This window comes from Neorhizobium sp. T7_12, assembly GCF_002968535.1.
GTDB lineage: Bacteria > Pseudomonadota > Alphaproteobacteria > Rhizobiales > Rhizobiaceae > Neorhizobium > Neorhizobium tomejilense.
In genome coordinates this window covers 119404-132860 of record NZ_PVBK01000014.1, presented here as the reverse complement: position 1 = coordinate 132860, position 13457 = coordinate 119404, and the positions used below count along the sequence as shown (strand labels likewise).

The window sequence follows — 13457 nt, the reverse complement described above, 5'->3', positions numbered from 1 at the left end:
GGGTTTGTTGGCGGGGTGGGTTTCGGAAACATTTGCCATCTCCTTGTCCCCCGCTCAACGCGTCAACACGAGGCCGGCATCGAGCGGCCAGGTGAGCCAGACCATATCGCCGAAGGTGATCGGCCGATCGACGAGGCGGGAAACGTTGGCCTGCGCCGCACGCACCACCCGGCCGTCCGCTAGCTTCACCAGGAAAACCGAAAAGTCGCCGAGATAACCGATATCCCAGACTTCGCCGTAGACCGCATTGGCCGAGGTACCCGCCGGCTGGTCGGGCGAGATGCGGACTTTTTCCGGCCGCACCGCGAAGGCGACCTTGTCGCCCGCGACCGCCTGGCATTCCTGCTCCACCGATACCGCGATGCCGTCGCAATCGATCCTGACCGTGCCCGGCGCGCCGAGTGCGCTGTCGGTCGAAGCGACCGTGCCTTCGAGAATGTTGATGTCGCCGATGAAATCCGCGACGTAGCGGCTGTTCGGCGCTTCGTAAATTTCGGCCGGCGTCGCCACCTGCATGATCAGGCCCTTGTCCATGACAGCGATACGATCGGACACGGTCATCGCCTCCTCCTGGTCGTGGGTGACGATCAGGAATGTCAGGCCCAGCTTGGTCTGGAGGTCCATCAGCTCGAACTGCGTCTCCTCGCGCAACTTCTTGTCGAGCGCACCGAGCGGCTCGTCGAGCAGCAGCACCTTGGGGCGCTTGGCGAGGGAACGGGCGAGCGCCACGCGCTGGCGCTGGCCGCCGGACAGCTGGTTCGGCTTGCGCTTGGCGAACTGCTCCAGCTTGACGAGCTTCAGCATTTCCTCGACGCGGGTGGCGATCTCACCCTTCGGCAGATTGTCCTGCTCCAACCCGAAGGCGATGTTCTTTTCGACCGTCATATGGGGGAAGAGCGCGTAAGACTGGAACATCATGTTGGTCGGCCGGCGGTAGGGCGGCACACCGGAAATATCCTTGCCCTGCAGCAGGATGCGGCCTTCGGTCGGCTCCTCGAAACCGGCGAGCATGCGCATCAGCGTCGTCTTGCCGCAACCGGAGGGCCCGAGCAGCGAAAAGAATTCCCGCTCGTAGATATCGAGCGTCAGGTTGTCGACGGCCGTGAAATCGCCGAACCGTTTGGTGATGTTTTCGAAACGAATGAACGGAACCGCCGACGGGTCGGTCCAGGGAGAAAATTTACGCTTAACCGGCCCAAGAGATTTCGCCATGCCCTTACCCCATTTCGCCCGATTGCTGCTGCCCCAAAAGTAATCGGGGCAGACGTTTCCGCCTGCCCCGCCCTTGATCAGCTACCGGTCTTGATCTGCGTCCAGACCCGGTTCAGGACCCGCTGCTCGCGCGGCCCGTAGGGCGAAATGGTGAAGAGTTTCTTGACCACGTCTTCCGGCGGATAGACGGAAGGATTTTCCAGGACTTCCTTGTCGATGAACTTCTGCGACGCCAGGTTGCCGTTGGCGTATTGAACGAAGTTCGAAGCCTTGGCGATGACTTCCGGCTTCATCAGGTAGTTGATAAAGGCATGCGCTTCGGCGACATGCTTCGCGTCCGCCGGGATCGCGAGATTGTCGAACCACATATAGGTGCCTTCCTTGGGAATGATGAATTCGATGTTGACGCCGTTCTTGGCTTCCTCGGCGCGGGTCTTGGCCTGCAGCACGTCGCCCGACCAGCCGATGGTGATGCAGCTGTCGCCATTGGCAAGCTCATCGATATAGGCGGACGAATTGAAGGTCTTCACGGACTTGCGAATTTTCGAGTAGACGGCGCCGCCGGCTTCGAGGTCCTTGGTTTCCTTGCTGTCAGGGTTCTTGCCGAGATAGTTGAGCGCGATTGCGAAGGTCTCGTCGGATGCATCGAGGATGTTGATGCCGCAGGACTTCAGCTTGGCAGCGTTTTCGGGCTTGAAGAGGACATTCCAGCTGTCGATCGGAACATTGCCGAGTGCCGCCTTCACCTTGTCGACGTTATAACCGATGCCGGTCGTGCCCCACATGTAATTGACGGCATACTGATTGCCGGGATCGTATTTCGACAGACGCTCGGAAACCAGCGGCCACACGTTGGAGAGGTTCGGCAGCTTCGACTTGTCGAGCTTCTGGAAAACCTTGGCCTGGATCTGGCGTGCGAGGAACGGGCCGGTTGGCACGACGACATCATAACCGGAACCGCCGGCGAGAAGCTTGGTCTCCAGCATCTCGTTGCTGTCGAACACATCGTAGATGACCTTGATGCCGGTCTCCTTGGTGAAATCGACCAGGATCGACTCATCGATATAGTCCGACCAGTTATAGACGCGGACTTCGCGCTCCTGGGCCAGAGCGGCCGTCGCGGCGAAGGCCGTTGCGGCAACTGCAGCGGCAAGACTGAGCAAATGACTTTTCATGATCTCTCCTGTTCCAGTTTTTTCTGCGCAATCGTCAAATCACGCCTAGTTCCCTTATATTTTTCTCGAGAGTAAAAAGTAATTTTACACCCCACAAGGGGGAATGTGCGCCGCCGCAAAACTCATTGGAAATCGAAGGCGCTGAGGCCGGTCACCATCTCGTCCAGACCGAGCGGTCTGGTGACCGGCGGTTCGGCACGGGAAAGGCAACCCTGTCTTTCGCAAAGCCGGCAGGCGGTGCCGACAAGTACCGTCGCCGCGCTTCCCGGCAGAGCCTCGCCATAGACGGTGTCTCCCACGCTCGACAGATCGCAGCCGAGAAGGATCGCAGTGCGCCGGATCCGCTCGCCGAACCCCGCTTGAGGGCCTTCGAGCGTCCTCGACAATGTCAGGAACGTCCCGCCATCCGGCATTTCTACCCGATCGACAAGGACCTGGCCCGGCTGGAGGAAGGCGGAATGGAGCCCAAGCTTCGGACAGAGCCCGCCGAAACGGGCCTGCGGGAACCCTTGAGCGCCGGCGCGGCGGATCGCATTGCCGGCGTGGTCAAGTTCCATCAGAAAAAACGGGATGCCCGGCGCGCCGGACCGCGCGAGCGACGTCAGACGGTTGGCGGCCTGCTCGAACGACACATCGAAGCGCGAGCGCAACACGTCGAGATCGTATCGGGCGCGCTGGGCTGCCGCGAGAAAAGCCCCGTAGGGCATCATCAGCGCATGGGCGGCATAACGGGCGAGTTCGAAGCGGCCGATACGCCGCGCCTCGTTGGTGGAGAGGTTGAGGTCTTCGAGTTCGGCGGCGATCTCCCGGCCCAGCGCCAGCAGCGCCACTTCCATGGCAAGCTCGCGGGTCCGATCGAAGGGCGAGAGCCTCTCCGAGAGAAACAGCCGCATGGAATGGCGGTCGTAACGCCGGCGCAGGTTCGGCATGGCATGGACGGGTAGCGTGCGCACCACGATGCCGTGCTCGTTCTTCGCCCAGGCCTTCAAGGCGCCGGGCAACTCGTCGCCGGTTCCGAGCCTTGCCGCGAAGGTTTCCGCCGCATCCTCGATGCGCGCGAAGAAGTTGGGGCGACGCTCCAGCGTCTCGCGCACTTCATCGATCGGCAGGCGCGTGCCGGCAATCGATGTTTCGTGACCTTCGCGAGCAAGAAGCTCGGCGAGATCGGAAAGCCTTGCCGCCTGCTCGCGATAGGCGCGATAAAGCTTCATCAGCCCGAGCGCCGCATTGGGGGCCGCCTCCGCCACCTCGATGATTTCCTGGTCGCCGGGGATTTCACCCGCCAGCAGCGGATCGGCGAAGACCTCGCGTAGCCGCCCGGCAAGACCGCCGCCCTCGCCCTGCAGTGCATCGAGATCGACCTTGTAGACGGAGGCGAGCTTCAAGAGGAGCTGGACGGTCAGCGGCCGCTGGTTGCGCTCGATGAGATTGAGATAGGAAGGCGAAATGCCGAGCGCCTCGGCCATGGCCGTTTGGGTGAGACCAAGCCCCAATCGCACCCGCCGCACCCGCGGGCCGGCAAAAATCTTTCGCTCTGCCATTTGTCACCGTTTTTACAAGGCTGCCAGCCAGCCTCTTTTACTAAATTGACATCTTCACAGAAGCTCTTGTGAAAGACAAGACATCCTAACCCCTTTGAGAGCACCAGTTCGGCATCTTTTCTGGCAGTGCAGCATTCTGTTATGTAAATATAGTCACATCAAATCCGTATCGAGCGGCTGACGCATTTACACAGGAGGATGACGATGACAGATTTTTACACGCTGGTTCCAGGCGCTCAAAAAGGCCGTTTCGAGGGAATCGAACGTCCCTATTCCGCAGACGACGTCAAGCGGCTGCGCGGCTCGGCCGAGATCCATTATTCGCTCGCCGAAATGGGCGCCAACCGGCTGTGGTCACTGCTGCACCGCGAGGACTTCGTAAACGCGCTCGGCGCGATGACCGGCAATCAGGCCATGCAGCAGGTCCGGGCCGGGCTGAAGGCAATCTATCTGTCTGGCTGGCAGGTCGCAGCCGATTCCAACACGGCCTCGTCGATGTATCCGGACCAGTCGCTTTATCCGGCCAATGCGGCGCCGGAACTGGCGCGGCGCATCAACCGCACGCTGCAGCGTGCCGACCAGATCGAGACCGCCGAAGGCAAGGGCCTCTCGGTCGAAACCTGGTTCGCGCCGATCGTTGCTGATGCGGAAGCCGGGTTCGGCGGGCCGCTCAACGCCTTCGAGATCATGAAGGCCTTCATCGAGGCGGGTGCAGCGGGCGTCCACTACGAGGACCAGCTTGCATCGGAAAAGAAGTGCGGCCATCTCGGCGGCAAGGTTCTGATCCCGACCGCCGCACATATCCGCAACCTGACGGCCGCGCGGCTTGCCGCCGACGTCATGGGCACGCCGACGCTGGTGATCGCCCGCACCGACGCGGAAGCGGCAAAGCTCCTCACCTCGGATATCGACGAGCGCGACCAGCCCTTCGTCGACTATGATGCCGGGCGCACGGTCGAGGGCTTCTATCAGGTGAAGAACGGGCTCGAACCCTGCATTGCCCGCGCCGTCGCCTATGCACCCTATTGCGATCTCATCTGGTGCGAGACGTCGAAGCCGGACCTCGAACAGGCGCGCCGGTTCGCGGAAGGCGTCCACAAGGCACATCCGGGCAAGATGCTCGCCTATAACTGCTCGCCGTCGTTCAACTGGAAAAAGAACCTCGACGACGCAACGATCGCCAAGTTCCAGCGGGAACTGGGTGCGATGGGCTACAAGTTCCAGTTCATCACGCTGGCGGGCTTCCACCAGCTGAATTTCGGCATGTTCGAGCTCGCCCGTGGCTACAAGGACCGCCAGATGGCTGCCTATTCGGAGCTGCAGGAAGCGGAATTCGCCGCCGAGATCAACGGCTACACCGCCACAAAACACCAGCGCGAGGTCGGCACCGGCTATTTCGACGCTGTCTCCGTAGCCATCACCGGCGGACTTTCGTCCACCACCGCGATGAAGGAATCCACCGAGCACGACCAGTTCCGGCCGGCTGCGGAATAGGCCTTACAAACTCATCACCAAGAGGAGAACCGACATGAACATCCAGACCCACGTCAAGGAACGCGCAGAAGAGCAGTCGACGGCGATGACGCCCGACCAGCAGGCGGCGATCCGCACGCTCGCCAACGACCTGCATCGCCTCAACCATGCGATCATGAAGGCGGTTGAGGCCGGGGTTTCGGTGGAGCTCGTCCGTTCCGCCCGACACCACGGCGGCGACGGCCACTGGGGCGACCTGATGATCCCGGTCATCGTCACCAACCGGGTGCAGTGACAGGAAGACGGGTTTAGGGCTGGCGGCCGGCAAATAGCGGGCCGTGGCCTCGGGCGAACTTCACCATCCGATCGACCACCGTGCGGATATCCCGGCGGTGGCGATCGTCGTTGTTCATGACGATCCACTGGCTGTGCCGAAGGCTCTCGATCTCGCCGCCGACCCGCTCGAGCCGCATGTCCTGGTCGCCGACGAAACAGGGCAGGACCGCGGTTCCGGCACCCCCCAGCGCCAAATCGCGCAGGGAGCGCGGGCGGTTGACGGTAACCGCCACTTGCGCTGCCCGTTCCTGATGCGGCCAACGCAGATAGGCGGAAATCGCTTCCTCCTCCGAGACCGCAAGCCAGCGGTCGGCTACCGAGGGGTGGGCGTTGCGGGCACGATAGGCCGCATAGGCGACTTCCCCGAGCCTGGTTGCCGCAAGGTTCGGCTCTTCGGGCTCGAAGGCGCGTATGCCGATATCGCTTTCCCGGTGCGTCAGGCTCGCCCGTCGTTCGGCGACATAGAAATCGAGGCGGAAGTCATCGCGCTCGGTGCGGATAAGCGAGAGATTGCGGGTGAACATCCAGGCAAGCCAGGTGCCGCAGGCGACCCGCACCAGCGTCGAACCGGCGCCTTCCCGTTTCCAGCTCTCGATGCGGCGGGCAGCGCCTTCCATCTCCAGAATCTGGGCAAACAACGCAGACCCATCGGCGGTCAGCTGATAGCCGGTACGGCTGCGTAAAAACAACGGACGCCCGACGGCCTCTTCCAGATCGAGCATCCGCCGGCCAATCGTCGCGGGGCTCAATCCAGTGATGCCGGCAGCACCGGACAGCCCGCCAAGCCGGGCAACCTGCATGAAAAGCTCGTAGGCATCCCAGTTGATGTTTTTCATCAGTGAAAGACATAGCCGGAATTCGGCGGTACAAGAAGCAGTTTTTGAGGTTTAATGGAGGAGACGATTTCCACAAATGGAGCAATTCCGATGTATGAGAATATCGTCGCAGCGGCCTATTCGTACCTCTTCCGAACAAGTCCCATCCGTCGCGATACCGCAGCGGAGAACGATTTCTATGAACGTTACGCCCACCCCTACCCGCGCTGGTTCGCCAGCCTGCAGCGGGTGACGGATAGACATAAAACCACAAAGGGCGGCATCGCTGCCGCCCAGGAGGTTGGTTCCAGTCTATCCGGCGGCGCAGGCGAAAACCAAAGCTCCGACCGCTGCCGCCCCAGGCAGGATTACCGGGCAGTGCCGGAGCGGTGTGGCACCCGATTTTCCGCGGCGCCCGGCTCGCCGTCGCTTTGAGATCGGCAGATATCATGCAGCGCGGGAATAACCCGATCGGCGACTGCTCGCGTCGATGCGGAACTGCTCTACCAGTTCGAGCAGGGCATCCGCCTCGCTTGCGAGACGTCGGCTAGCTTCCGTTGTCTCCCCGACCATCGCGCCATTCTGCTGGGTCATCTGGTCCATACGGTTGACGGAATTGTTGATGTCCTGCAACGCGGCCGATTGATCGCGGCTGGCCGTCGCGATCATTTCCACGTGCTGGCTGACGCCGGTGATCTGCTGGCTGATCGCTGCCAGTACCTCGCCCGCCTGCTGCACCAGGCCGGCACCGGAGCCGACCTCCCGGCTCGACTGGGTGATCAGGTCCTTGATTTCCTTTGCCGCACCGGCGGAACGCTGCGCCAGTTCGCGAACTTCCTGCGCTACGACCGCAAATCCCTTGCCGGCCTCACCGGCACGGGCTGCCTCGATGCCGGCGTTGAGCGCCAGAAGGTTGGTCTGGAACGCGATGTCGTCGATGACCTCGATGATCAGCTCGATCTTGCCGGAAGCCTCTTCGATACGTCCCATGGCAGCGACGGCGTTGCTCACCACGGTGCCGGAGCTGTCGGCACTCTTCTTGGTGACGGCGACTGCCAGGTCCGCCTCGCGAGCGCGCTCGGCCGAAGAACGGACCGTCGCGGTGATCTCGTCGACCGCGGCAGCTGTCTCCTCGAGAGAGGCCGCCTGGGTTTCGGTACGGCGCGAAAGTTCGGTCGAGGAGTGGCTGAGGTCGGCACTGCTTTTCTGGATGGAGAGCGTGCTTTCGCGGATATGAGAAAGCGTGTCCCGCAGCCGGACGATGGAGCCGTTGAAGTCGGTGCGGAGCTGCTCCAGCCGGCCGGAATACTGCGTCTCGATCGTGCTCGACAGGTCGCCCTGCGCCAGGCGGGCCAAAGCCGCACCCAGTTCGCTGACGGCAGTGTCGATCTCGCGGTCGACACGCTGCTTTTCGGCATCGTTGCGACGGCGTTCGGCCTCCGTTTCGGCACGATGCTCGGCGCTGCGGCTTTCCAGCCGTTGTTTCTCGCGCGCCGCTTCCCGGAAGACTTCCAGGGCGCGAGCGATGTTGCCGAATTCGTTGCGGCGTTCGGCATAGGGGATTTCGGTAGCATCATTGCCTTGGGCAAGCGCATGCACGGTGCCGGTCAGCACGCCGAGCGGCCGTAGCAGCATACGAAGGGCGAAAAGGCTTGCGATGCCGACGACGAGAAGAGCGCCAAGCGAGGTGCCGATGACGATATAACCCGCGGTGGCGATATGGGCAAAATAGACTTCCATCGGAATGCCGATGAAAAGCAGGCCGGTGACGCCGTTCGAGGCGTTGGTAATGGGGAAATACCCCGTCATGAAATCCTTGCCGAACAAGACGGCGGGCCCGAAATAAGCTTCTCCGCGCGCCAGGAACGGCTGCGCCGGATGCTCCGCGGCAAGCTTGGTGCCGACAGCCCGCTCGCCCTTTTCCGTCTTCACATTGGTCGATATCCGGACATAGTCGGTGCCCTTCTTTTCGAACAGGGTCGCGACACCGCCGATGGCGGACGCGGTGCGATCGACCATGTCATGGTCTTTCACCGCACCCTCAGCCTGACTGACACGGATGACCGCGCCGTCACGGATCTCGGTTTTGGCGCCATCCAGCTCCAGATCGTAAAGCAGGCTCATGGTGCGCATCGCCTTGCGGGCATCGTCCTTCGCCGTATCCATGATATCGCCGCGCAGATAGGTATAGGTGAGACCACCCACCGCTATCACCGCAACGAAGATCATGAAGAGGCAAAGAAGAACGATCCGCGATACCACGGACGACGGCAGGATTTTGATCATTTAGGCCAGCTTCCCCGCAAAACTATGTACTGAAATCTAGTATCGCCGGTGGAAGTGAAAATTTACTAAATTTGAATGTAGTGAATTAAAGAGGCCCCGAGGCGCGGAACTGACGCGAACCTGAGCTCGGGAATGCGCGAGAATAAACGGGCCAACGCTCCGCGAGCGTGACTAAAGACCGCCGCCGTTCAGGCGCGCGGTGAACTCGAAGAGTGAAGCTCTTAGAAAAAGAGAGTCGGAAGCGCGAGGAGCGCGGCCGTTGCACCGATGGCGATCGCGAGAAAACGAAGGCGAATGAGCTTCGGGTTATCCTGAACCTTAGCGATTGCGATTGCACGGGCACGGCTGGGTCTCTGCATGGAAACGGCACTCCAAGGCAAGTTGCTCTGGCGCTCCAGCCGCCACCGGCAGGAAGCGCATGCCCGCCTTAAACCACAGGATTTGGCTGGCATTAAGGCAGGATGGCTGGCGCACATTAACAAGTGCTGAATCAACCTATACTACAAAGCCTCCCCACAAACATGGCCCGAGGCCCATGCCCATTGGAAATTGTAGCCGCCGAGCCAGCCGGTCACATCCACGCATTCGCCGATGAAATAAAGGTCAGACACGGCCTTGGCCTGCATCGTCTTCGAGTCCAGTTCGGACGTATCGATGCCGCCGAGCGTCACCTCGGCCGTCCGGTAACCCTCCGAGCCGGCAGGCCGGATGGCCCAGGTCTGGATCGAGGCGGCCAGCCCCTCGATCGCCTTGTCGGGAAGATCGGCGAGATGCCCGGTCAGGCCGCGGTTTTCGACGAAGAACTGAGCCAGCCGTTTCGGCAACACCTCCGCCAGTACCGTCTGCGCCGCCTGCCTTCCATTTGCCTTGCGTGCCGTCTTGAGGAACGCTGCGATATCGAGGTCGGGCTCGATGACCAGCGTTACGTCATCGCCTTCCCGCCAATAGGAGGAGATCTGCAGGATCGACGGGCCGCTCAAGCCACGATGCGTAAAGAGCAATGCCTCGCGGAAGGCAGTCCTACCGTGACGGACTTCGGCCGGCACCGCGATGCCGGAAAGCGGCGAGAGCTTTTCGAGCAGGTTCGGATCGAGCGTCAGCGGCACGAGCGCCGGCCGCGTCTCGACGATCTTCAGCCCGAATTGCCTGGCGATGTCGTAGGCAAAACCGGTGGCGCCCATCTTGGGGATCGATTTGCCGCCGGTCGCAATCACCAGCGATCCCGCCTCCACTGGCCCGTCGGAGGTGCCGATGCGGAAGCCGTCGGGCGTCTTTTCGATCGACGTGATCTGCTTCTGCAGTTCGAGCACGACGTTCGCCGCCTTCATTTCGGACAGCAGCATGCGGATGACGTCCTTGGCGCTGTCGTCGCAGAAGAGCTGGCCAAGCGTCTTTTCGTGCCAAGGAATGCCGTGGCGTTCGACCATGTCCAGAAAATCGCGCGGCGTGTAGCGCGCAAGCGCCGACTTGGCGAAATGCGGATTGGCTGAGAGGTAGTTCTTGGCGGTCGCATGGATATTGGTGAAATTGCAGCGGCCACCGCCGGAAATACGGATCTTTTCGCCCGGCGCCTTGGCGTGATCGAGGACCAGCACCGAACGGCCGCGTCCGCCCGCACGGATGGCGCACATCATGCCCGCGCCGCCGGCGCCCAGGACGACCACATCGAATTTCCGCGTCACCGCATGCTCCTTGTTTCAATATCTGCTGTTTTCGATCGGCAACTCAAAGTCAATGGCGTCTCCCCCTCGCCATTCGCCAATCCGTGGTTATGATGGAACATCCGATCAACCTCACCCCGATGTGTCATGCCGCGCAAAAAAACCGCTCCCGCCCTCGCAACCGGCACTGTGGCGAAGGCCGCGACTGCCCAGCCGACGCTCACTTCGCTCAGAGGTGTCGCAGACTGGCGGGAGGCCGCCGCGTGGCTTCGGGCTCGAGGGATAGAGGATATCGAGTGCATCACGCCCGATCTGGCCGGCGTGCCGCGCGGCAAGATGATGCCCTCTTCGAAGTTCACCTCGAACACCTCGCTGGCGCTGCCGTCCGCCCTTTACCGCCACACCATTTCCGGTGAATACCCCGAAGAAACCGGCACGTTCCGCTACGAGCCGCGCGACAGCGATTTGAAGCTGGTGCCGGATCTTTCAACCCTTGCGGTGGTACCCTGGGAGACCGACCCGACCGCGCAGGTGATCTGCGACATCGTCGATACCGAAGGCAAGGCTGTCCCCTATACGCCGCGCAACGTGCTGAAGAACATCCTCAAGCTCTATGAGGAGCGCGGCTGGAAGCCGGTCGTGGCGCCGGAAATCGAATTCTACCTCGTCGCCAAGAACGATGATCCGGACTATCCGCTGCACCCGCCGAAAGGCCGGTCCGGCCGGTCCATCCTCGGCGGCCAGGGCTATTCGATCGCCGGCATCAACGAATTCGACGAGCTGATCGACGACATCTACCATTTCTCGGAAAAGCAGGGCCTCGAGATCGATACGTTGATCCACGAGGAAGGCCCGGCGCAGCTCGAGATCAACCTGCGTCATGGCGACCCGATCGAACTCGCCGATCAGGTGTTCATGTTCAAGCGCACCATCCGCGAGGCGGCCATGAAACACGGCATCTACGCCACGTTCATGGCCAAGCCGATGCAGGGCCAGGCGGGTTCGGCAATGCACATCCACCAGTCGGTGGTCGACATCAAGACCGGCAAGAACGTCTTCTCGAACCCGGACGGCTCCGCCTCGAAGGAGTTTTTCCACTTCATCGGCGGCATGCAGACCTTTGTGCCGAAGACGCTCGCCATGATGGCCCCCTATGTGAACTCCTACCGCCGCCTGACGCCCGACATGTCGGCGCCGGTCAATAATGCCTGGGGCTACGACAACCGGACCACCGCCTTCCGTGTTCCGGTCTCGGATGCGAACGCCCGGCGCGTCGAAAACCGGCTGCCGAGCTCGGACGCCAATCCCTATCTAGCGCTCGCGGCCTCGCTCGGCTGCGGCCTGCTCGGCATCATGAACGCGATCGAGCCGGGTCCGCCGACCGAGGATACAGCCAACGAGGGATCGATCGAACTGCCGCGCGGCCTGCTCGAAGCCGTGTCGCTGCTCGAGTCCGATCCGGCGCTTGCCAGCGTCTTCAGCTCGGAATTCATCGGCCTCTATGCGGGCGTCAAGCGCGGCGAATTCGAGACCTTCATGCAGGTGATCAGCCCCTGGGAGCGGGAATTCCTGCTTCTCAACGTGTGAGGGCTGCGCCTTGGATGCATGGCAGAGCCCGATCGCACCGGGAATTTCCTGGTATCAGGCGACTCTCAGCGAGCGACCGACCTATCCGGCGCTCGACGGATCCAGATCGGTCGACGTAGCGATCATCGGCGGCGGCTATACCGGCCTGCAGGCGGCTTACCACCTTGCAAAGGCTGGCATCTCCGTCGCACTGATCGAGGCCAGCCGGTTCGGCGACGGCGCGTCCGGCCGCAATGGCGGACAGATGGGCACCGGGCAGCGCTGGTGGCCGGAGGATCTTGAAAAGGAGATCGGCTACGAGCGCTCCAGGGCGCTGTTCGACATGGCCGAGAACGCCAAGCGGCATCTCCTCGACTTTGCCCAGATCCACGGCATCGACATGGAGTACATGCCGGGACAGATGAACGTTTCCCACAAACGGGGCCACGAGAAGGATTATCGGGCGACCGCCGAGATCGCGGCGGAGCGTTACGGGTATCCGCACATCTCCTTCATGGATGGCCGGGAGACCGCCGAGCGGCTCGGCACGAAAGACTATTATTGCGGGGTGCGCGATACCGGCACCGGCCACATCCACCCGCTGAAGCTGCTGGTCGGGCTTGCCAGGGTGGCGCAGGCGGCCGGTGCGCAGATTTTCGAGATGACCCGCGCGACGGGCATCGAGAAAACAAGAAACGGACCGGGGGGCAAGATCCTGGTCCGCACGCCCAAGGGCACGCTGACTGCCGATCGGGTGCTGATCGCCACCAATGCCTATATCGGCGATCTCGAACCGGTTACATCAGCGCATATCATGCCGATCGGCTCCTTCATCGCCGCCACCGCGCCGCTCGACGATTTCCCCGGTACCCTCCCCGGTGGCGAGGCCGTTGCTGATTCGCGGTTCGTGGTGCGGTATTTCCGCAAGAGCCGGGACAACCGGCTGCTGTTCGGCGGCCGCGAGGTCTATACCTCAAGCAATCCCACGGACACGGCCAACGCCATCCGCAAGCAGATCGTCGACACCTATCCGGCGCTGAAAGATGTCGAAATCACCCATGCCTGGGGCGGAAATGTCGGAATTACCATGCCGCGCCAGCCTTTCGTGCGCGAAGTCATGCCGGGGGTCACGTCGATCGGCGGTTATTCCGGCCATGGCGTGATGCTGTCAAACTATTGTGGCAAACTTTATGCTGATATGGTCGGCGGCAAGGCAACGGATCTCGACCACCTTGCCGCCCTCAAAATTCCTGCCTTCCCCGGCGGGCGTCACATGCGGACTCCGCTGCTTTTCCTTGCCCTCACGTGGTTTGCGCTGCGCGACAGGCTCTGACAAGCAGTCCGTAGCACACTTCGGAAGCCAATTCGGGCTAGCGTTTTTAAATCGATTAG

At 61.9% G+C, this 13457-nt stretch carries 11 protein-coding genes; 5 read left to right on the top strand and 6 right to left on the bottom strand.

Annotation, left to right across the window (positions count from 1 at the left end; all coding sequences use genetic code 11):
• Positions 1–54: 54 nt before the first annotated feature.
• From C5J26_RS24365 to C5J26_RS24355, 3 genes are all read right to left on the bottom strand, one after another.
• The gene (locus C5J26_RS24365) at positions 55–1212 is read right to left on the bottom strand and encodes an ABC transporter ATP-binding protein (protein ID WP_105404123.1); all 1158 of its coding nucleotides are present in this window, start codon (positions 1210–1212) and stop codon (positions 55–57) included.
• A gap of 77 nt (positions 1213–1289) precedes the next feature.
• Entirely contained in the window at positions 1290–2387 is a 1098-nt protein-coding gene (locus C5J26_RS24360; RefSeq protein WP_105404122.1) for a polyamine ABC transporter substrate-binding protein, read from the bottom strand.
• Between the two features lie 122 nt (positions 2388–2509).
• Entirely contained in the window at positions 2510–3928 is a 1419-nt protein-coding gene (locus C5J26_RS24355) for a short-chain fatty acyl-CoA regulator family protein (protein ID WP_105404121.1), read from the bottom strand.
• 204 nt (positions 3929–4132) lie between these two features.
• Here C5J26_RS24355 and aceA point away from each other — a divergent pair, with 204 nt between their 5' ends.
• Both aceA and C5J26_RS24345 read left to right on the top strand, forming a co-directional pair.
• The gene (gene aceA, locus C5J26_RS24350; protein ID WP_105404120.1) at positions 4133–5422 is read left to right on the top strand and encodes an isocitrate lyase; all 1290 of its coding nucleotides are present in this window, start codon (positions 4133–4135) and stop codon (positions 5420–5422) included.
• Between the two features lie 34 nt (positions 5423–5456).
• Positions 5457–5696, top strand: coding sequence for a hypothetical protein (locus tag C5J26_RS24345; protein ID WP_038583760.1), 240 nt, complete (start codon positions 5457–5459; stop codon positions 5694–5696).
• Between the two features lie 13 nt (positions 5697–5709).
• Here C5J26_RS24345 and C5J26_RS24340 read toward each other — a convergent pair whose 3' ends face one another.
• Positions 5710–6573, bottom strand: coding sequence for a LysR family transcriptional regulator (locus tag C5J26_RS24340; protein WP_105404119.1), 864 nt, complete (start codon positions 6571–6573; stop codon positions 5710–5712).
• Positions 6574–6663: 90 nt separating this feature from the next.
• Between C5J26_RS24340 and C5J26_RS24335 the strand changes: the two genes are divergently transcribed.
• Complete coding sequence (locus C5J26_RS24335; RefSeq protein ID WP_105404118.1) at positions 6664–6987, top strand: hypothetical protein; 324 nt, start codon at positions 6664–6666, stop codon at positions 6985–6987.
• A 12-nt stretch (positions 6988–6999) separates the two neighbouring features.
• Here the strand turns inward: C5J26_RS24335 and C5J26_RS24330 are convergent, their stop codons facing one another.
• Together C5J26_RS24330 and C5J26_RS24325 are read right to left on the bottom strand one after the other, a co-directional pair.
• Positions 7000–8838, bottom strand: coding sequence for a methyl-accepting chemotaxis protein (locus C5J26_RS24330; RefSeq protein WP_105404117.1), 1839 nt, complete (start codon positions 8836–8838; stop codon positions 7000–7002).
• Positions 8839–9338: 500 nt separating this feature from the next.
• Positions 9339–10520 carry an NAD(P)/FAD-dependent oxidoreductase gene (locus tag C5J26_RS24325; RefSeq protein WP_105404116.1) on the bottom strand — a complete coding sequence of 394 codons (1182 nt, stop codon included), beginning with the start codon at positions 10518–10520 and terminating at the stop codon, positions 9339–9341.
• Between the two features lie 126 nt (positions 10521–10646).
• Here C5J26_RS24325 and C5J26_RS24320 point away from each other — a divergent pair, with 126 nt between their 5' ends.
• Positions 10647–12086 (top strand): glutamine synthetase family protein, encoded by a 1440-nt coding sequence (locus C5J26_RS24320; RefSeq protein WP_105404115.1) that lies wholly within the window; start codon positions 10647–10649, stop codon positions 12084–12086.
• Positions 12087–12096: 10 nt separating this feature from the next.
• Positions 12097–13398, top strand: coding sequence for an FAD-binding oxidoreductase (locus C5J26_RS24315; RefSeq protein ID WP_105404114.1), 1302 nt, complete (start codon positions 12097–12099; stop codon positions 13396–13398).
• Positions 13399–13457 lie beyond the last annotated feature (59 nt).

Coding starts and splice junctions, on each gene's coding strand:
- C5J26_RS24365 (WP_105404123.1), bottom strand. CDS start 1,212: ATGGCGAAATCTCTTGGGCCGGTTAAGCGTAAATTTTCTCCCTGGACC.
- C5J26_RS24360 (WP_105404122.1), bottom strand. CDS start 2,387: ATGAAAAGTCATTTGCTCAGTCTTGCCGCTGCAGTTGCCGCAACGGCC.
- C5J26_RS24355 (WP_105404121.1), bottom strand. CDS start 3,928: ATGGCAGAGCGAAAGATTTTTGCCGGCCCGCGGGTGCGGCGGGTGCGA.
- aceA (WP_105404120.1), top strand. CDS start 4,133: ATGACAGATTTTTACACGCTGGTTCCAGGCGCTCAAAAAGGCCGTTTC.
- C5J26_RS24345 (WP_038583760.1), top strand. CDS start 5,457: ATGAACATCCAGACCCACGTCAAGGAACGCGCAGAAGAGCAGTCGACG.
- C5J26_RS24340 (WP_105404119.1), bottom strand. CDS start 6,573: ATGAAAAACATCAACTGGGATGCCTACGAGCTTTTCATGCAGGTTGCC.
- C5J26_RS24335 (WP_105404118.1), top strand. CDS start 6,664: ATGTATGAGAATATCGTCGCAGCGGCCTATTCGTACCTCTTCCGAACA.
- C5J26_RS24330 (WP_105404117.1), bottom strand. CDS start 8,838: ATGATCAAAATCCTGCCGTCGTCCGTGGTATCGCGGATCGTTCTTCTT.
- C5J26_RS24320 (WP_105404115.1), top strand. CDS start 10,647: ATGCCGCGCAAAAAAACCGCTCCCGCCCTCGCAACCGGCACTGTGGCG.